Source organism: Streptomyces sp. NBC_01317, assembly GCF_035961655.1.
GTDB lineage: Bacteria > Actinomycetota > Actinomycetes > Streptomycetales > Streptomycetaceae > Streptomyces.
This window is the reverse complement of the sequence record NZ_CP108393.1, coordinates 1,457,236-1,474,935: the sequence shown is the minus strand read 5'-3', so window position 1 is coordinate 1,474,935 and position 17,700 is coordinate 1,457,236. Positions and strand designations below refer to the sequence as shown.

The 17,700-nt window shown below is 73.2% G+C and carries 17 protein-coding genes; 11 read left to right on the top strand and 6 right to left on the bottom strand.

Going from position 1 to position 17,700, the window contains the following annotated elements; genetic code table 11:
* Positions 1–39: 39 nt before the first annotated feature.
* Both OG349_RS06235 and OG349_RS06230 read right to left on the bottom strand, forming a co-directional pair.
* Positions 40–210, bottom strand: coding sequence for a hypothetical protein (locus OG349_RS06235; protein ID WP_327233631.1), 171 nt, complete (start codon positions 208–210; stop codon positions 40–42).
* A 489-nt stretch (positions 211–699) separates the two neighbouring features.
* The gene (locus OG349_RS06230; protein WP_327238471.1) at positions 700–1,329 is read right to left on the bottom strand and encodes a hypothetical protein; all 630 of its coding nucleotides are present in this window, start codon (positions 1,327–1,329) and stop codon (positions 700–702) included.
* A 185-nt stretch (positions 1,330–1,514) separates the two neighbouring features.
* Between OG349_RS06230 and OG349_RS06225 the strand changes: the two genes are divergently transcribed.
* The 7 genes from OG349_RS06225 to OG349_RS06195 all read left to right on the top strand — a co-directional run bounded on the left by OG349_RS06225 (position 1,515) and on the right by OG349_RS06195 (position 9,311).
* Complete coding sequence (locus tag OG349_RS06225; RefSeq protein WP_327233630.1) at positions 1,515–2,216, top strand: site-specific integrase; 702 nt, start codon at positions 1,515–1,517, stop codon at positions 2,214–2,216.
* Between the two features lie 49 nt (positions 2,217–2,265).
* On the top strand, positions 2,266–4,083 hold the full coding sequence (locus OG349_RS06220) for a gamma-glutamyltransferase family protein (RefSeq protein ID WP_327233629.1): 1,818 nt from the start codon (positions 2,266–2,268) through the stop codon (positions 4,081–4,083).
* Between the two features lie 111 nt (positions 4,084–4,194).
* Entirely contained in the window at positions 4,195–5,082 is an 888-nt protein-coding gene (locus tag OG349_RS06215; protein ID WP_442806365.1) for an inositol monophosphatase family protein, read from the top strand.
* Positions 5,083–5,195: 113 nt separating this feature from the next.
* On the top strand, positions 5,196–6,611 hold the full coding sequence (locus tag OG349_RS06210) for a phytoene desaturase family protein (protein ID WP_327233627.1): 1,416 nt from the start codon (positions 5,196–5,198) through the stop codon (positions 6,609–6,611).
* A gap of 74 nt (positions 6,612–6,685) precedes the next feature.
* Positions 6,686–7,207: an O-acetyl-ADP-ribose deacetylase gene (locus OG349_RS06205; protein WP_327233626.1), complete on the top strand. Its 522-nt coding sequence runs from the start codon at positions 6,686–6,688 to the stop codon at positions 7,205–7,207.
* An 89-nt stretch (positions 7,208–7,296) separates the two neighbouring features.
* Positions 7,297–8,793: an AlkA N-terminal domain-containing protein gene (locus OG349_RS06200; protein WP_327233625.1), complete on the top strand. Its 1,497-nt coding sequence runs from the start codon at positions 7,297–7,299 to the stop codon at positions 8,791–8,793.
* A gap of 11 nt (positions 8,794–8,804) precedes the next feature.
* Positions 8,805–9,311 (top strand): methylated-DNA--[protein]-cysteine S-methyltransferase, encoded by a 507-nt coding sequence (locus OG349_RS06195; RefSeq protein ID WP_327233624.1) that lies wholly within the window; start codon positions 8,805–8,807, stop codon positions 9,309–9,311.
* A 20-nt stretch (positions 9,312–9,331) separates the two neighbouring features.
* On the opposite strand, the gene OG349_RS06190 is transcribed toward OG349_RS06195, so the two are convergent.
* The 3 genes from OG349_RS06190 to OG349_RS06180 form a co-directional block, all read right to left on the bottom strand.
* Complete coding sequence (locus OG349_RS06190) at positions 9,332–9,892, bottom strand: GrpB family protein (RefSeq protein ID WP_327233623.1); 561 nt, start codon at positions 9,890–9,892, stop codon at positions 9,332–9,334.
* Positions 9,885–10,607, bottom strand: a complete 723-nt coding sequence (locus tag OG349_RS06185; protein ID WP_327233622.1) for an SIR2 family NAD-dependent protein deacylase — start codon at positions 10,605–10,607, stop codon at positions 9,885–9,887. The genes OG349_RS06190 and OG349_RS06185 overlap by 8 nt, the downstream gene beginning before the upstream one ends.
* 64 nt (positions 10,608–10,671) lie before the next feature.
* Positions 10,672–11,187 carry an NUDIX domain-containing protein gene (locus OG349_RS06180; RefSeq protein WP_442806209.1) on the bottom strand — a complete coding sequence of 172 codons (516 nt, stop codon included), beginning with the start codon at positions 11,185–11,187 and terminating at the stop codon, positions 10,672–10,674.
* 106 nt (positions 11,188–11,293) lie between these two features.
* On the opposite strand from OG349_RS06180, the gene OG349_RS06175 reads away from it, so the two are divergent.
* The 3 genes from OG349_RS06175 to OG349_RS06165 all read left to right on the top strand — a co-directional run bounded on the left by OG349_RS06175 (position 11,294) and on the right by OG349_RS06165 (position 14,974).
* The gene (locus tag OG349_RS06175) at positions 11,294–12,448 is read left to right on the top strand and encodes a glycerate kinase (RefSeq protein ID WP_327233620.1); all 1,155 of its coding nucleotides are present in this window, start codon (positions 11,294–11,296) and stop codon (positions 12,446–12,448) included.
* Between the two features lie 181 nt (positions 12,449–12,629).
* On the top strand, positions 12,630–13,565 hold the full coding sequence (locus tag OG349_RS06170; RefSeq protein WP_327233619.1) for a DUF6891 domain-containing protein: 936 nt from the start codon (positions 12,630–12,632) through the stop codon (positions 13,563–13,565).
* A 230-nt stretch (positions 13,566–13,795) separates the two neighbouring features.
* On the top strand, positions 13,796–14,974 hold the full coding sequence (locus OG349_RS06165) for a lipid II:glycine glycyltransferase FemX (RefSeq protein WP_442806208.1): 1,179 nt from the start codon (positions 13,796–13,798) through the stop codon (positions 14,972–14,974).
* Positions 14,975–15,011: 37 nt separating this feature from the next.
* On the opposite strand, the gene OG349_RS06160 is transcribed toward OG349_RS06165, so the two are convergent.
* Positions 15,012–16,211, bottom strand: a complete 1,200-nt coding sequence (locus OG349_RS06160; RefSeq protein WP_327233618.1) for a PucR family transcriptional regulator — start codon at positions 16,209–16,211, stop codon at positions 15,012–15,014.
* A 223-nt stretch (positions 16,212–16,434) separates the two neighbouring features.
* Here OG349_RS06160 and OG349_RS06155 point away from each other — a divergent pair, with 223 nt between their 5' ends.
* Positions 16,435–17,235: an ABC transporter ATP-binding protein gene (locus OG349_RS06155; RefSeq protein WP_327233617.1), complete on the top strand. Its 801-nt coding sequence runs from the start codon at positions 16,435–16,437 to the stop codon at positions 17,233–17,235.
* The last annotated feature ends 465 nt before the right edge of the window (positions 17,236–17,700 follow it).

Here is a 17,700-nt window from a genome sequence, read left to right as displayed (position 1 = left end):
CGAAGCTGCGGGGCAGTCCCTCCGCTTCCACGACGAGCCCTACCCCTGCCCGTCCCGCCCGTAGCCGCCCGTCAGCCACGCTCCCGCCGTGCTCGTGTCCAGCCGCCCCTCGCACACGGGAAGCGCCGTTACCTCGACCAGATCGGGCGAATTGAGGCCGTTGCCTTCGACGTCGACGACGAGCGCCGGAGGCCACGAGGAGAAGTTCATGCGGTTTGCGTTTCGTTCCCTGCCCCCCAGCCGATGGGGCCCGGCCGAGCTGGCGGCCGTAGTGCGGCTTGTCGCGTTCGTGGCACTGGTAGCCGAAGCCGTGCTGGAGGAAGTAGCCGGGTGGTTCGTCCCGTTCCTTAACGATGATGGCGCGGTCGTTGACCTCCACCGCACCCGTCACGCCAAGGATCCGGGGTCCATGGGCGAACTTGTGCTGTGGTTGGAGGCATCAGCTCGCGACCGTGCGGGGAGGCTCGGAAGGGGCTACGGCTACGTCGTGGCGCCCTTGCCGAGGTATTTGCGGACGCGCTCGAAAATGTAGGTACCTGCACGCGGGCGGGATGCTCGTTAGGTCGCTTGGGGGACGGGACCATGGCGGGCTGGCGATCACGTTCGACGCTTCAGGCGACCTTGGCTGACCAGCCTCGTCGGAAGAGAGTGGCGGCTCCATCGGAGGTGATGGTCACTGCGGCCCCCCGGACGGGAAGGTCACCGTCCACCACAAGCCAGGTGCGGATACGGTCCAGTTCGTCCCACAGCCTCCTTGGACCACCTTGGTGCACGGTGGGTGAGCCCCTGCGCTTCGTTGCTGTGGCGCGAGCCCAGGATCCGTCTGGGTGGAGCATATACATGGTGCGTGTGCCATTGGCAGCGGTGTGCTGCCGGTGCTCGATGCCCGGCGCTACGAGTTCCAGGGTGGAGCGCACGTCCCAGGTGTCCGGCACGTACATCAGGGGGTAGCGGCTGGTGGTGACGGTCTCGCCGTCGGCGTGCTGGGCGGTCTGCCATACAGGGGCGTCGTCCGGAAGGACCGTCGTAGTTCTCGCCGTGGCGCGTGCTCATGAACCCGGCTGATTCCGGTGCGACATGACCTGTTGCGCCGCCGTCGGCGGACTTGTCCGCGACGATGATCAATCCAGTCCGAGCGAGGGTGGTCACGAGCCGTCCGCCGGGAGCGAGTGCTTCCAGCCATGAGACCGGCACGGTGGGTACCGCCACGGTGGCGACGATGCGGTCGTAGCTGCCTTCAGGCAACTTCTGCGTCAGGTCGCCGATAGGGCCGCACCTGGGCGGTGTATCGCTGAACAAGGTGTCTGCGGTCGAGCTTCGCGCCTGCATAGTCAAACTCGAATCCTCGTGCTCGCCGCAGTACGCCCGCAGCATCCTCACAACGCTGTCGAGCGTCCTAGACAGCGGTTGATGACAAGCGTCTTGCTCGGAATCCGATGAAGTCCAAGTCGGTCCGATCGCCGAAGCTGCCCGATGAGCGTCGCGAGGCGTGGCCTGAGGCGCTAGCTCGGAGGGTGCGTGATGAGATCAGCCAGAGGCACCGTATAGCGGTAATTCTTGGGCTTGGGTGCGGTCTGCGGGAGGGTGAAGTCTTCGGCCTGAGCATGGAAGACATCGACCACGCGCGCGGAGTCCTTCACGTCCGACGGCAAGTGCAAATAGTCAATGGCCACAAGTACTTTACCCTTCCAACAGGCGGCAAAACGCGCGTTGCGGATATGCCGCTTTCCGTGGTCGGCGAGCTGGTGAAGCATGCCAGGACATACCCGGGTGACAAGGTCGAGCTTCCCTGGGGCGGCCCTGAATCGGACAGGGAGCGGAAGAAGTTCGGCCTCGTACTGACAACGAAGTACGGGAACGCGATCGCCGCCAACACGTGGAACACCGAGATCTGGAAGCCTGCCCTGGCCAGGGCAGGTGTCATCCCTCCGCGTGCCAAGGGGGCGAAACCTTGGCAGTGGCAAGCGGCACCGAAGGACGGGTTCCATGTATTGAGGCACACGTACGCATCCATCGTGCTGGAGGCAGGAGAGTCGGTCGTCACCCTCGCCAGATGGCTGGGGCACTCGTCGCCGACCATCACGCTCGATCACTACGCGCACTTCATGCCGGAGGCGGGGAAGAAGGGGCGCAGGGCGATCGATAGCCTGCTGGGGGAGCGGGAGGAGGAGAGCTCCAGTCCGAACTCCCCAGATCCTCCCCAGGCTCGATCCTGAGTGCACATTCGACCGTCCGACGCGCGTAAACAGCGAGGTGAGAGCCCGTATGTTCACCACCCGACCCACCCTCCAGGGCACCTTCGGCATGGTCTCCTCCACCCACTGGCTCGCCTCGCAGTCCGCGATGGCCGTCCTGGAGGGCGGCGGGAACGCGTACGACGCCGCCGTCGCCGCCGGGTTCGTGCTGCACGTCGTGGAGCCCCACCTCAACGGGCCCGCCGGCGAGGTGCCGATCATCCTGGCGCCGGCCGGTGGTGACGTACGGGTGCTGTGCGGGCAGGGGCCCGCGCCCGCCGCCGCGACCGTCGCGCACTACCGCTCGCTCGGCCTCACCCTCGTCCCTGGTACGGGCCCCCTGGCCGCCGCCGTCCCCGGCGCCTTCGACGCCTGGATGCTGCTGCTCCGCGACCACGGCACGTGGACGCTCGCCGAGGTGCTGCGGTACGCCATCGGGTACGCCGAGGACGGCCACGCGCCCGTCGAGCGGGTCGGCCAGACCGTCGAGACCGTCCGCGAGCTCTTCGAGACCGAGTGGCCCTCGTCGGCCGCCGTCTACCTGCCCGACGGCACCCCTCCGGCCCCCGGCACGCTGTTCCGCAACCCCGCACTCGCCGCGACCTGGCGCCGCCTCGTCGCCGAGGCCGAGGCGGCGGGCGCGGACAGGACCACCCAGATCGAGGCCGCCCGCGCCGTCTGGCGCGAGGGGTTCATCGCGGAGGCGCTGGTGCGCCAGGCCGGCCGGCCGACCCTCGACACCAGCGGGACGCACCACACCGGCCCCCTGACCGCCGCCGACCTGGCCGGCTGGTCCGCGTCGTACGAGGCCCCCGCCACGTACGAGTGGGACGGCTGGACGCTCTGCAAGGCGGGCGGCTGGAGCCAGGGCCCCGCCTTCCTCCAGCAGCTCGCCCTGCTGCCGTCGCGCGCCGCCGACCTGCCCGCGTACGGCTCCGCCGCCTACGTCCACCTCCTCGTCGAGGGGTGCAAGCTCGCGATGGCCGACCGGGAGGCGTGGTACGGCGACGCGGGGGAGGGGGCCGCCGGTGACGTGCCGCTCGACGTGCTGCTCTCGGAGCCGTACAACACCGCCCGCAGGGCGCTGATCGGCGAGACGGCCTCGTACGAACTGCGCCCCGGCAGCCCCGGAGGGCGTACGCCCGTGCTCAGCGCACACGCCGGGACCGTCGTGGAGGGTGAGGAATTCAGTGCGATGAGCATTCCGGGCGCGGGGGAGCCGACCGTCTCCAAGGACGGCGCCACCCGGGGCGACACCTGCCACCTCGACATCGTGGACCGCTGGGGCAACATGGTCGCGGCCACCCCCAGCGGCGGCTGGCTCCAGTCCAACCCCGTCGTGCCCGAGCTGGGCTTCCCGCTCGGCACCCGGCTCCAGATGACCTGGCTGGAAGAGGGCCTGCCCAACTCCCTGACCCCCGGCCGCCGTCCGCGTACCACCCTCACGCCGTCCCTCGCGCTGCGCGACGGGGTGCCGGTGCTCGCGTTCGGCACACCCGGCGGGGACCAGCAGGACCAGTGGCAGCTGCACTTCTTCCTCGCCCTCGTCCTGCGCGGGTCCGTGCGCGGCGGACTCGACCTCCAGGGCGCGGTCGACGCGCCGAACTGGCACAACGACAGCTTCCCCAGCTCCTTCTACCCGCGCGGGACGCGGCCGGGCAGCGTGACCGTCGAGGAGGGCATGGACCCCGCCGTCATCGCCGGACTGCGGCGCCTCGGCCACGACGTCACGGTCGGCGAGCCGTGGTCGGAGGGGAGGCTGTGCGTGGTGGCGAGGGACCCCGCGACGGGCGTCCTGTCGGCCGCCGCGAACCCGCGCGGCATGCAGGGTTACGCCGTAGGCCGCTGAGTTGTCACCCGACCTGTCATACGCGTTGTCAGTGCCGCGTGATGGGATGGACGCATGATCGATGACATTGCGGGCGGCGGCGCCGGGTCCGGGTACGGAGACCTCCTGTCCATGAGGGTGCCGGTGCGCCGGACGGCTCCCGACGGACAACAGGGCCCCGCCGTGACGGCCGGCGCCCCGGCGGCCTCCGGGCCGCTGGTGTCCGCCGTCGAGGCGGCGGTCCGCGCGGCCGCCGCCGCCGAGATCATGCCCCGCTTCCGGCAGCTCGCCGCGCACGAGATCGTGGAGAAGAGCGGCCCGCACGACCTGGTCACCATCGCGGACCGGGGCGCCGAGGAACACCTCACCGCCGCCCTGACCGCCCTGCTCCCCGGCTCGGTCGTCGTCGGCGAGGAGGCCGTGCACGCGGACCCTTCCGTGTACGACGCGCTGCGCGGCGAGGCGCCGGTGTGGATCGTGGACCCGGTCGACGGCACCGCCCAGTTCGTCCGGGGCGAGCCCGGATTCTGCACGCTCGTCGCCCTCGCCCAGGGCGGCGAGGTGCTGGCGTCCTGGACGTACGCCGCCGCGCCGGACGAGATGGCGATCGCCGTGCGCGGCCGGGGCGCCTGGCTGAACGGCGTCCGCCTGCGCTCCGGCGCCCCCGCGCCCGGCGTGCCGCTCACCGTCGCGATGTCCCACCCGGACTACACGACCGAGGACCAGAAGCGGGCGCTCCTCGGCCTCCGTACCGAAGGCGTCGGCACCCGCGCGTGCGGTTCGGCGGGACTGGAGTACCTGGCCCTGGCACGCGGCGCCCTGGACGCGGTGGCGTTCAGCTGGGAGCTGGCCTGGGACCACGCGGCGGGGCTGCTGCTGGTGGCCGAGGCGGGCGGCGCGGACACGACGCTCGCGGGCGAGCCGTTCCGGATCACGGGCGGCAACACGCTGCCCTTCACCGCCGCCCGCGACGCGGCCACGGCGGAGCGGATACGGGATCTGCTGCTGGCCGGAGCCTGACCGGGGCCCCGCCCGGCACCGCCCGGCCGTCGCGGACAGTACCGGCGTCCGGGCTGTCCGTGCCCAGGAATATCCTGGGGGTCCTGGCCATCGGCTGACGAAGGAGTCCGAAGGTGCCGTCGATGCTCGATGCAGTCGTCGTGGGGGCGGGCCCCAACGGACTGACCGCCGCGGTCGAACTGGCCCGCCGCGGCTTCTCCGTGGCCGTTTTCGAAGCCAGGGACACCGTGGGCGGGGGTGCCAGGACGGAGGAGCTGACCCTCCCCGGATTCCGCCACGACCCCTGCTCCGCCGTCCATCCGCTGGGCGCGGGGTCCCCCGTCTTCAAGACCATGCCCCTCGACCGGTACGGCCTGGAGTGGCTGCACCCCGAGCTGCCCATGGCCCACCCGTTCGACAACGGCACGGCCGCCGTGCTGTCCCGCTCCGTCGCCGAGACCGCCGCGTCGTTCGGTGCGCGGGACGCCGGGGCGTACCGGCGGCTCGTGGCGCCCTTCCTCGGCCGGTGGGACGAGTTGGCCCAGGACTTCATGTCCCTGCCGCTGACCACCCTCCCGCGCCACCCCGTGACCCTCGCCCGCTTCGGTCTCGCCGGCCTTCCGCCGTACGGTGTGCTGGCGCGCCGGTTCCGCGACGAGAAGGCACGGGCCCTGTTCGCCGGACTGGTCGCGCACGTGATCGCCCCGCTGAACGGCATCGCCACCGGCGCCGTCGGCCTGGTCTTCGCCCTCGCGGCGCACGCGGGCGGCTGGCCGATGCCGCGCGGCGGCTCCCAGTCGATCTCCGACGCGCTCACCGCGTACCTCAGGGCCCTCGGCGGCACGGTCCACACCGGGTACGAGATCAAGCGGCTGGACGACCTGCCGCCCGCGCGCGCGTACGTCTTCGACACCTCACCGACCGCGCTCGCCCGGATCGCGGGGCTCGGCCGGGTGTACGACGGGTACCGCTACGGGGCGAGTGTCTTCAAGATCGACTACGCGCTGGACGGGCCCGTGCCCTGGACGGCCGAGGAGCCGCGCCGGGCCGGCACGGTCCAGGTGGGCCCCACCACCGGGGAGATCGGCAGGGCGCTGCGGGAGGCGTCGGGCGGACAGGCGCCCGGGACGCCGTTCCTGATCACCGCCCAGCCCAGCCTGGTCGATCCGTCCCGCGCGCCCGAGGGCAAGCACGTGTTCTGGGCGTACGGACATGTCCCGAACGGCTGGGACGGCGATCTGACCGACGCGATGGAGCGGCAGATCGAGCGCTTCGCCCCCGGCTTCCGCGACCTGATCCTGGCCCGGGCGACGGCGGGCCCGCCGCAGCTCGCGGCCAAGAACGCGAACTACGTGGGCGGGGACATCGCCTGCGGCGCCGCCTCGGGCCTCCAGTTGATGCTGCGGCCGAAGCTCTCCCTGTTCCCGTACACGACCCCGCACCCGGCGGTCTTCCTCTGCTCGTCGGCGACCCCGCCGGGGCCCGGGGTGCACGGCATGTCGGGGCACAACGCGGCGAAGGCGGTGTGGCGGCGGCTGCGGGCGGAGTGACGTGGCGCGAAGCGGCGGGGCCCGGGGCGTATTCGGAATGCGCCGTACGGCCCCGGCCTGACAGAGTTTCCCGCATGGCACAACTGACACTGGTCCAGGGCGACCTCACACGGCAGAGCGTGGACGCGATCGTCAACGCCGCCAACTCGTCGCTCCTCGGCGGCGGCGGGGTCGACGGCGCGATCCACCGGCGCGGCGGCCCCGAGATCCTGGCCGCGTGCCGGAAGCTGCGCGCCGGGCACTACGGCCGGGGGCTGCCGACGGGCCAGGCCGTCGCCACCACGGCGGGCCTCCTCGACGCCCGCTGGGTGATCCACACCGTCGGACCCGTCTGGGCCCGTGCCGAGGACCGCTCCGAGCTGCTCGCCTCCTGCTACCGCGAGTCCCTGAGGATCGCCGCGGAACTGGGCGCGCGGACGGTCGCGTTCCCGGCCGTCTCCACCGGCGTCTACGGCTGGCCGATGGACGACGGCGCCCGGATCGCGGTCCGCACGGCACGGGAGGCGGCGGTGGCGCCGGTCGAGGAGGTGCGGTTCGTGCTCTTCGACGCGGCGGCGTACGGGGCGTTCGAAACGGCGCTGGGAGCGGCGTCCTGACAGGCCGGACGGGAAGGGGCGGGCGGGGACCCACCCTGATGTCGGATTCCTGCCAGCCCCCGCCTCCCCGGTGCCGGATGCTGGAGGGCATGTACACCGACACCGAGCGCTGCGTACGGGCCGTCAGGTCCAAGGACGCGCGGTTCGACGGGTGGTTCTTCACGGCCGTCCTGACCACCCGGATCTACTGCCGGCCCAGCTGTCCCGCCGTGCCCCCCAAGGCCCGGAACATGATCTTCTACCCCAGCGCGGCCGCCTGCCAGCAGGCCGGTTTCCGGGCCTGCAAGCGCTGCCGGCCCGACACCAGCCCCGGCTCGCCCGAGTGGAACGCCCGCGCCGACACGGTCGCCCGCGCGATGCGGCTCATCCAGGACGGCGTCGTGGACCGCGAGGGCGTGCCGGGACTGGCCGGCCGCCTCGGCTACTCCGCCCGGCAGATCGAACGCCAGCTCCTCGCCGAACTGGGCGCGGGGCCGCTCGCCCTGGCCCGTGCCCAGCGCGCCCAGACCGCCCGCGTCCTCATCGAGACGACCGCGCTCCCGATGGCCGAGGTCGCCTTCGCGGCCGGGTTCGCGTCGATCCGGGCCTTCAACGGCACGGTCCGTGAGGTCTTCGCCCTGTCACCGAGCGAGTTGCGCACGCGCGCGGCCCGTCGTGGCCGCAAGGGGAGTGGTGCGCGCGGCGACGAGGCGCCCACCCCCGGCGTGATCTCCCTGCGGCTCCCCTTCCGCGCCCCCCTCAACCCCGACAACCTCTTCGGCCACCTCGCCGCGACCGCTGTGCCCGGCGTGGAGGAGTGGCGGAACGGCGCGTACCGCCGCACGCTCTCCCTGCCCTACGGACACGGCATCGTCGCCCTGTCGCCGCGCCCCGACCACATCGCCTGCCGGCTCTCGCTCACCGATCCGCGCGACCTGACCTTCGCGATCAGCGCGTGCCGCCGGATGCTCGACCTGGACGCCGACCCGGTCGCCGTGGACGAGCAGCTGCGGTCCGACCCCCTGCTGGCCCCGCTGGTCGACAAGGCGCCGGGCCGCCGGGTGCCCCGTACCGTCGACGCCGCCGAGTTCGCCGTACGGGCCGTGCTCGGCCAGCAGGTGTCCACGGCGGCGGCCCGCACCCACGCCGCCCGGCTGGTCACGGCGTACGGCCTGCCGGTCGACGACCCCGAGGGCGGCCTCACGCACCTCTTTCCGACCACCGAGGCCCTGGCGTCCCTGGACCCGGAGGCCCTCGCGCTGCCGCGCAGCCGCCGTACCACCCTCACCACGCTGATCGCCGCCCTCGCCGACGGCTCGCTCCGGCTCGGCACCGACAGCGACTGGGACGAGGCACGCGCCCGGCTCTCGGCCCTGCCCGGCTTCGGGCCCTGGACGGTCGAGGTCATCGCGATGCGCGCGCTCGGTGACCCGGACGCGTTCCTGCCCGGCGACCTCGGTGTCCGCAGGTCGGCCGCGGGGCTCGGCCTGCCCGCCACCCCGGCCGCGCTCACCGCGCGGGCCGCGGCCTGGCGGCCGTGGCGGGCCTACGCGGTGCAGTACCTCTGGGCGACCGAGGACCACGCCATCAACCACCTTCCCGCCTAGGAAAGTTCAGCATGCTCAAGCAGCACACCGTGATCGACAGCCCGTACGGACCCCTCACGCTCGTCGCCACCGACGGCCTCCTGAGCGGCCTCTACATGGTCCAGCACCGCCACCGCCCGGCGGAGGAGACCTTCGGCGAACCGGACCCCCGGCCCTTCGGCGAGGTACGGCGTCAGCTCACCGCCTACTTCGACCGCGAACTGACCGAGTTCGACCTGCCGTTGCACCTGGCGGGCACCCCGTTCCAGCGCAGTGTGTGGGCGCGGCTGGAGCTGATCCCGTACGGCGAGACCCGGTCGTACGGCGAACTGGCCGAGGCCCTCGGCAAACCGGGCGCCTCACGGGCGGTGGGACTGGCCAACGGCAAGAACCCGGTCAGCATCATCGTGCCCTGCCACCGGGTCATCGGCTCGACCGGCGGCCTCACCGGGTACGGCGGCGGCCTGGACCGCAAGCAGCGGCTGCTGGTCTTCGAGGGGGCGGCGGCCGAAGTCCCGGCGACGGCCACGCTGTTCTGACCCGGCCGGTGGCAACTTCCTTACTCCGGCAGCTCCTCCAGCACCGGACGCGCGATCCCGGCCGCCCGCAGCACCCGCGCCACGAACTCCGCCTTGCCGTTCGTGTACGCGTTCCTGGCGGTCGGATTCTCGCGCGCCAGCCGGGACTTGAGCCGTTCGTACTCCGCCGCCAGCGACGGATCCGCCCGCAGCGCGTCCCGGAACGCGAGCAGCGCCGTGGCCCGCGCGCCCCCGTGCACGGCGACATGCAAGTGGTGCGTCCGTGCCTCCGGACGCGGTCGCAGGAACCACAGCCGGGTGTCCCCGCGCGGATCGTCCGGCCAGTACAGCCAGCCGCCGGCCGACAGGACCCGTACCATCGCGGCCCGCGCCTCGCTGTCCAGGGACCGTACCGGCGCCAGGACGTCCACCACGGGCTTGGCCCGCAGGCCCGGCACCGCCGTCGAGCCGACGTGCTCGACGGGCGCGGCCAGCCACGGCGCGAGCAGCACCGCCAGCCGGTCGCGCTGTTCCGCGAAAGCCACGGCCCACGCCGGGTCGTGGGCGGCCGGCGACACCCCCATGTCGGCGCGCTCAGCCACCGTGGAACCGCTTCAGCAGCGCGGGGAGCGCCGTACCGATCGGCTCCCGCACGATCTCGTCGGCCCGGTCGTCGTACGGCGTCGGGTCGGCGTTCATCACGATCAGCCGCGCCCCGTGGTCGGCGGCGATCCCCGCCAGCGATGCGGCCGGCTGCACCTGGAGTGTCGTACCGACCGCGAGGAACACCTCGCACGCCTTGGCGATCGCCATCGCCCGCGCCAGCACCTCGGGGTCGAGCCGCTCACCGAACATCACCGTCGCCGACTTGAGGATCCCGCCGCACACCAGGCACGGCGGATCCTCCTCGCCCGCCGCGACCCGGGCCAGCGCCTCCTCCATCGGGGCGCGCGCGTGACAGCGCGCACAGCTGGTCTCCCGTGCGGTGCCGTGCAGTTCGAGCACCTTCCGGGCGGGCATCCCCGCCCGCTGGTGCAGCCCGTCGACGTTCTGGGTGAGCACCCGGACCGCCGTGCCCGACCGCTCAAGACCGGTCACCGCCCGGTGGCCCGCGTTGGGCTCCGCCCGCCACGTGGGGCTGTCGGTGCGCACGCGCCAGGCGCGCCGCCGGATCTCGGGGTCGTTCACGTACGAGTCGTACGTGACGAGCTTCTCGGCCCCCGGATCACGCCGCCACACGCCGTTCGGCCCGCGGTAGTCGGGGATGCCGGAGTCGGTGGAGATCCCGGCGCCGCTGAGGATCGCGACGAGAGTCATGCCCCGAGCGTACGCAGCGGGCGCGGACGCGGGCGACCCCATTTGCCGGGGCCGGAGCCCTCGGTCACCCCACCCGCCTGCCGTTCTCCAGCTCGACCGTGCCCGCGCCCGCGCCCGACTCCACCGCGTCCAGTGCCGCAAGCACCCGCCCCGCCAGCGAGCCCAGCAGGTACGTGGTCAGCTCCTCGCGGGCCAGCAGCCGCCAGGACAGCAACTCCGCCTCCTGGACCCGTACCGCGGCGAGCTGCTCCGGCGTCAGCACACCGCCGTCGTACAGATAGGCCGCGATCGGCGGCCGGGTGACACCCGGGAGCCGGGTGACACCCGGGACCCAGTCGACGGCGAGCAGCCGGCCGGGCTCGATGTCCAGGCCGATCTCTTCGAGCGTCTCGCGCCGCGCGCCCTGGCGGGGGGTCTCGCCGTCGTCGGACTCGATGGTCCCGCCGGGCAGCGCCCAGCCCTCCCGGTAGTTCGGCTCGACGGCCAGGACCCGTCCCTCGCCGTCCCTGAAGAGCATGGCCGCGCCGGCGAGGACGCGCGGGAGTCCCGCGATGTACGCGGCGTAGTCGGTGTCCGTCACCGGGTCAGCGTATCGGGCGGACCCGGGGGCCATGGGCAGAGTGCCACCCGTGCGGATAGGGTCGGCGCGGGGCGCGACTGCCTGTTCGACAGCAAGGGATAACAACGTGACGGACGGAGCAGTAACCGATACCGCGCGCGTGCTCATCGCGGCGGACAAGTTCAAGGGGTCGCTCACGGCCGTGCAGGTCGCCGAGCGGGTGACGGCCGGGCTGCACCGGATCGCGCCCCATGTGGCGGTCGAGACGATGCCCGTCGCGGACGGCGGCGACGGCACCGTGGCCGCCGCGGTGGCGGCGGGATTCGAACGGCACGAGGTACGGGTCAGCGGACCGCTCGGCGACGAACTGACCGCCGCCTTCGCCCTCCGGGACGGCACGGCTGTCGTGGAGATGGCGGAGGCATCCGGCCTGGCCCATCTGCCCGACGGGGTCTTCGCCCCGCTCACGGCCGGTACGTACGGCTCCGGCGAGCTGCTGCGCGCGGCGCTCGACGCGGGGGCGCACACCATCGTCTTCGGGGTGGGCGGCAGCGCCACGACGGACGGCGGCGCGGGCATGCTGGCCGCGCTGGGCGCCCGCTTCCTGACGGAGGACGGCACGCCCGTCCCCCCGGGCGGCGGCGGGCTGTGGGACCTGGCCACCGCCGACCTCTCGGGACTCGACCCCAGGCTGGCCAGGACGGACATCGTCCTGGCCAGTGATGTCGACAATCCACTGACCGGGCCCAAGGGCGCCCCGGCCGTCTACGGACCGCAGAAGGGCGCGAGCCCGGAGGACGTGGCGGTCCTGGACGCGGCTCTCGCCCACTACGTCACGGTCCTGGAGGCGTCCCTCGGCTCCCGGGCCGCGCGTCTCGCGCTGTCCCCGGGCGCGGGCGCGGCGGGCGGTATCGGCTACGGCGCTCTTGTCGGCCTCCACGCGAGCTTCCGCCCCGGCATCGAGGTGATGCTCGACGTCCTCGGCTTCGCCGCCGCGCTGTCCCGGGCGACGCTGGTCATCACGGGGGAGGGCTCGCTGGACGAGCAGACGCTCCACGGCAAGGCGCCGGCGGGGGTCGCCGCGGCGGCGCGCGCGAAGAACATCGAGGTCATCGCCGTCTGCGGGCGGCGGGCCCTGCTGCCGGAGGCCCTGGGCAGGGCCGGTATCCGCCGTGCGTACGCCCTCACGGACCTGGAGAAGGATCCGGCGGTGTGCATGGCGGAGGCGGGTCCGCTGCTGGAGAGGCTGGCGGCGGACATCGGGAGGGACTTCCTGACGTGAGCGGCTTCCTGCCCTGAGGGGCGTGCCTCAGTCGTGCCCTGAGGTCTGTTCTGATGGGCCGGTCCTGCCGGTCGGGTCCTGGATATCAACTCCCGGGACCCGACCGTGCCGGGGCGCGAAGGTCCGGGACGCCGCCCACCCTCGCAGGGCCGGTGTCAGTGGGGTGTGCGAGCATCCGCGCATGCTGGAGATCGTCGTGGAGACGGAGAAGCGGGAGCGGCACGTCCGGGTGTCCGCCGAGGACCTGGCCGGGCTGATCCGGCGTATCGGCGGCGAGGGCGACCGGTTCCTGGTGCTCCACCGGATACCCGACCTGCCCGACGTCTTCGCCCAGGTCTGGCACCAGGCCGGCGGGGACTACACCGTGGAGCACCGCGACGGCGCCGCCGACCGGCACTTCCAGGTGCGGGTCGACGGTCCCGGGGCGGTGGTCGCGACGCTGACGGGGTGGGCGACGGTGACGGACCGGGCCCGCCAGGAGTCCGGCGGGGACAACGATCCGGGCTGGATACCGCTGGACATGGGCCCCCTTCCCGTGGTGCCGCCGCTCGACCTGGACGAGCGCGAGCGCGAGGACTTGGAGACGCGCGTCCGCGAGGTGCTGGCCGGGGGCTACACCACCCGCGCACAACTGGCCGAGCTGGCCGAGGACTACCTGGTCACCGCCGACCGCCGGCCCGTGTCGCCCGACCAGGCGCGGGTGCTGGCCGACCGGATGTGGCTGGAGCGTGTCGCGGAACAGGCCGGCTGGCAGGGCGAGACCGACCCCGAGCGGCTCACCCGCGCCTTCGCCGTCCTGGAGCGGGCCGGGATCACGGCCCGCGAGAACTTCACCTGCTGCCGCGGCTGCGGGCAGGCCGAGATCGGCGGCGAGGGCGGCCCCGGCGCCCGTGGCTTCGTCTACTTCCACACCCAGTGCACGGACTCCGCCGCGGCCGGTCATGGACTGACGCTGCTCTTCGGCGGCTTCGACGGCTCGTCCGGGACCACGGCGGCGATCGGCCGGGAGGTCGTGGCCGCGCTCGAAGCGGCCGGCCTCCCCGTCGAGTGGGACGGCGACCCGGGCAGGGCCGTCATCGTCACCCCGGTGGACTGGCGCCGCCGCTTGGTCGGATAGAGGTCCGGCAGAGGCCGGGCAGACGTCGGGCGGAGGCCGGGCAGAGGCCGGGTGGCGACCGGCCGGGCACGTCCTCCCATGTCTCCCACGTCCTCGCACGCCCTCCCACGCCCTCCCACGCCCTCGGACCGCCGTGGGGCGTCATCCTCGGCCCGCCCCTTCGCGTGTCCGCCGGCCGCCCCTTCGCGTGTCCGCTCCGCCCCGGCCCGTACGGCACGTATGACTGGACCATGAGCATCAGCTACCGACTGAGGACGATCACCCGCGAGGAGCACCTGGCCTTCGTCCGCGCCAGACCCTCCGCCAGCCATATGCAGGTCCCGTCCTGGGGAGACGTCAAGCCGGACTGGCGGGCGGAGAGCGTCGGCTGGTTCGAGGGCGGCGACCGCCCCGGCGGGGCGTACACCGGCGGCCCCGGCGAGGCGCGCGGCGCCGGGCGGATGGCCGGGGCGGGGCTGGTCCTCTACCGTCCGGTGCCGAGGATCAAGCGGTACCTGGCCTATCTGCCCGAGGGCCCCGTCATCGACTGGTACGCCGCCGACCTGGCCGCCTGGCTCACCCCGATGCTCGCCCACCTCAAGTCCCGGGGCGCCTTCTCGGTGAAGATGGGCCCGCCGGTCGTCGCGCGCCGCTGGGACGCGGAGGCGCTCAAGGCGGCCGTCGCCGACCCGGCCGCGCACCGGCTGCGGGACGTCACGGCCACCACCACCGACCCACGCGCCCTGCGGGTCGCCGACCGGCTGCGCGAGCTGGGCTGGCGGCAGGGCGAGGACCCGGCCGGGGACGGATTCGCCGCCGGACAGCCCCGGTACGTCTTCCAGGTCCCGCTCGAAGGACGGTCGCTGGAGGAGATCCGGCAGGGCTTCAACCAGCAGTGGCGCCGCAACATCAAGAAGGCCGAGAAGGCCGGGGTCAAGGTCGTCCGAGGCGGTTACGAAGACCTGCCGGCCTTTTACACGCTGTACCGGGAGACCGCCGAACGCGACCGGTTCCTGCCCCGGCCGCTGCCGTACTTCGAACGCATGTGGACCGCGCTCACCGCCGAGGACCCCGACCGCATGCGGCTCTACCTCGCCCACCACGACGGCGAGATCCTGTCCGCCGCCACGATGCTCACCGTCGGCGACCACGTCTGGTACTCGTACGGCGCCTCCACCTCCCGCCGCCGCGAGGTGCAGCCCAACAACGCCGTCCAGTGGCGGATGTTGAGCGACGCACACGCGGACGGGGCGCGCGTCTACGACCTGCGCGGCATCACCGACACCCTTGACGAGAGCAACCATCTGCTGGGACTGCTGCGTTTCAAGGCGGGTACGGGCGGCGAGGCCGCCGAGTACTTGGGCGAGTGGGACTTCCCGCTCAACAGGCTCCTGCACAAGGCGTTCCAGCTCTACATGGCCCGCCGCTGAGTGATGGTCCTCCCCGGGCCGAACCTCTGACTGTTCGTCACCCCGGTGTCAGCCGGAAGGCGTCCAGGGCCAGGGTCATCTCGATCAGGTCCCGGGGCCGGGACAGCGAACGGGACGTGAGGTGTTCCAGCCGGCGCAGCCGGTTGAACACCGTGTTGCGGTGGCAGTACAGCCGGGTGGCCGCCCGCCCCGCCGAACCGCCGTACTCCAGCCAGGCGTCCAGCGTCTCCAGCAGTACGGCCCGGTCGGACGGGTCGAGTTCGAGCAGCGGGCCGAAGACGTCCGCGATCAGCCGGGCGGCCAGCTCCGGCTGGCCGACCACCAACGCGGTCGGCAGACAGGAGTCCAGACGGACCATCAGCTGAGAGCCGGGGGCGATCGTTCGCAACGCCGTCTCGGCCAGCCTCCGTGCCAGGCCCAGCTCGGCGAGGCTCTCCACCACCGGGCTGATCCCACCGGGCCCGGGACAGGGCCGGCTCAACTCCTCGGCCAGCTCGGCGAGTCCCGCGTCCGGTTCCAGCGCCACCACCGCGATCTCGCAGTCGGCGCGCATCCGCCAGAAGAACCGCATGCCCTCCGCCGCGGTGATCCGCTCGAACGGCTCGCGCCCGCCCTGCCGTTCGACCCGGACCACCACCACCGCGTACCGCCCCTGCTCGGGCAGATCGAGACCCGCCGCCGCGCGAGCCGCGAGGCCCGGCGAGGGCCGGCCCTCCAGCAGCGCGTCCAGCAACGCCTGGACCCGTTCGTCACTGCGTCGGTGCATCTCCCGCTCCGTTGTCCGGTACGCCTCCGCCACGGCGGTCGCCTGGACGTCCACCCCCGACCACATGTGGGACGCCGTGTGCACCAGTAACGGCAGGTCCGCCGGGTCCTGTTCGCCGACGATCCGCAGCAGTTCGTCCCAGACGAGATAGCCCGCGTGCCGGTAGGCGTGCAGGAGGAGGTCGAGCGCCAACCCCTGCTCGGCCCGGCGCCGGCCCAGGGCCCTGGCGTACTCCAGGTCGGGCCGGGGCGCGTCGCGCGGCGCGGTGATCGCCTCGATTCCGTACCGCATGGCCCGGTCGATCTGCTGCCAGTGCTCGTCGCGCGGCACGGCGAGGTCGAACTGGACGGAATGCGCGCGCAGTTCCTCGATCAGCTGGTCGGTGAGGCGTGGTACCCGGTCCAGCAGCGCGCGCGAGGCGCTCGCCAGAACGGACCACTCGCGATCGGTACGCGCTCGGTGGCCACCCATGGCTGGTGAGGATGCCATCGACGGCCCCGGCGGGACAGCCCCCCGGCCGAAGACCCTTTGGACGGTCCTCGGGTGTTGTGCGCGTGCACAACGCGGACGGTGCGCCGCTGGTCATCGGCAGCGATTGCGCCCGGCGTCGTGGACGCTGCCACCGCCCGGTGTTGTGGTGTGGCTCCGGACGGACGGCCGCCCCCGGGCGGCCCGGAGGAACGGAGGCCCTGGGATGACCGCGCTCGAAGTGCGTGCGCTGTCCGTCGGTTACGGTCCGGTGCGGGCACTGCGCGAGGTCTCCCTCGACGTGCCGCCCGGCCGGATCGTCGCCGTGCTCGGTGGGAACGGCGCGGGCAAGTCCACGCTGCTGCGCGCCATTTCACGCACCCTGGGGTTCCACCGGGGGCGGGCGGGCGCGGGCACGGTCCGGTTCGACGGCCGCCCGCTGGACGGGCTCGCGCCGGCCCGGGTGGTGGCCGCGGGGGTGGTCCACGTACCGGAGGGGCGGCAGGTGTTCGCCCGGATGACGGTCGCGGACAACCTGCGGGCGGGCGCGCTGGGGGCGCGGGGCGGCCGCAAGGAGAGCGCGCGGAGCCTGGCGCGGGTACGGGAGCTGTTCCCCGTACTCGCGGACCGCGCGCACCAACGAGCCGGACTCCTCTCCGGCGGCGAACAGCAAATGCTGGCGCTGGGCCGGGCGTTGATGGCCCGACCGAAGCTGCTGCTCCTGGACGAGCCGTCGCTGGGACTGGCCCCGCTGATGGCCGCACGGATCGCGGAGACGGTCCAGGAGATCAACACCACCGGCACGTCGGTCCTCCTGGTGGAACAGAACGCCGCGATCGCCCTACGGCTGGCCTCGACGGCCTACGTCCTGGAGGTCGGCGAGGTCACCCTCCAAGGCACCGCGGCGGCCCTGACGGCGTCGGACGAGGTGAGGCGCCGCTACCTCGGCGTGACCGACGAAACGGCAGCGGCCGACGCGGCGCGCGCGGGCGCTTCGGCCCCGACCCTGAGGCGGTGGACGGCGTGAGCGCGACCCCCTGGCCGGGCGGCGGGATGCCGGCCGATGCGATGCCGGGAGGCGAGACGCGGCGCGGCGCGGTACCGGGCGGTGCGGTGCCGGGCGACACGACGCGGGCCGCCCCGATGCCGGGTGCTCCGCGGCCGGGCGCCCCGACTCGGGGCGTTCCCACGCCGAGCGACCTGACGCCGGGCGTTTCCAGGTCGGCCGACGCGACACGGAAGGGGAGTCCTGCCCCGGGCGATCCATCGCCCGGTGTTTCCGCGCCGGGCGACCCGATGGTGGGGGTTCCCACGCCGGGTGGCGGTCAGCCCCCGCGCGAGCCGTCGCCGGGTGACCCGGGGCTGGGTGATCCATCGCCGGGTGTTTCCGCGCCGGGCGGTGCGACGTTGGGTGGCAGTCGCACCCAAGGCGATCCGGTCCAGGGCGACCTGTCGTCGTGGGATCCGTCGCCGGGGGATTCGACCCCGGGTG

What these genes read in the sequence shown, in the direction of transcription:
- OG349_RS06235 (WP_327233631.1), bottom strand. Translation starts at nt 210, where the DNA reads ATGAACTTCTCCTCGTGGCCTCCGGCGCTCGTCGTCGACGTCGAAGGC.
- OG349_RS06230 (WP_327238471.1), bottom strand. Translation starts at nt 1,329, where the DNA reads ATGCAGGCGCGAAGCTCGACCGCAGACACCTTGTTCAGCGATACACCG.
- OG349_RS06220 (WP_327233629.1), top strand. Translation starts at nt 2,266, where the DNA reads ATGTTCACCACCCGACCCACCCTCCAGGGCACCTTCGGCATGGTCTCC.
- OG349_RS06215 (WP_442806365.1), top strand. Translation starts at nt 4,195, where the DNA reads ATGAGGGTGCCGGTGCGCCGGACGGCTCCCGACGGACAACAGGGCCCC.
- OG349_RS06205 (WP_327233626.1), top strand. Translation starts at nt 6,686, where the DNA reads ATGGCACAACTGACACTGGTCCAGGGCGACCTCACACGGCAGAGCGTG.
- OG349_RS06200 (WP_327233625.1), top strand. Translation starts at nt 7,297, where the DNA reads ATGTACACCGACACCGAGCGCTGCGTACGGGCCGTCAGGTCCAAGGAC.
- OG349_RS06195 (WP_327233624.1), top strand. Translation starts at nt 8,805, where the DNA reads ATGCTCAAGCAGCACACCGTGATCGACAGCCCGTACGGACCCCTCACG.
- OG349_RS06185 (WP_327233622.1), bottom strand. Translation starts at nt 10,607, where the DNA reads ATGACTCTCGTCGCGATCCTCAGCGGCGCCGGGATCTCCACCGACTCC.
- OG349_RS06170 (WP_327233619.1), top strand. Translation starts at nt 12,630, where the DNA reads ATGCTGGAGATCGTCGTGGAGACGGAGAAGCGGGAGCGGCACGTCCGG.
- OG349_RS06165 (WP_442806208.1), top strand. Translation starts at nt 13,796, where the DNA reads ATGAGCATCAGCTACCGACTGAGGACGATCACCCGCGAGGAGCACCTG.
- OG349_RS06160 (WP_327233618.1), bottom strand. Translation starts at nt 16,211, where the DNA reads ATGGGTGGCCACCGAGCGCGTACCGATCGCGAGTGGTCCGTTCTGGCG.
- OG349_RS06155 (WP_327233617.1), top strand. Translation starts at nt 16,435, where the DNA reads ATGACCGCGCTCGAAGTGCGTGCGCTGTCCGTCGGTTACGGTCCGGTG.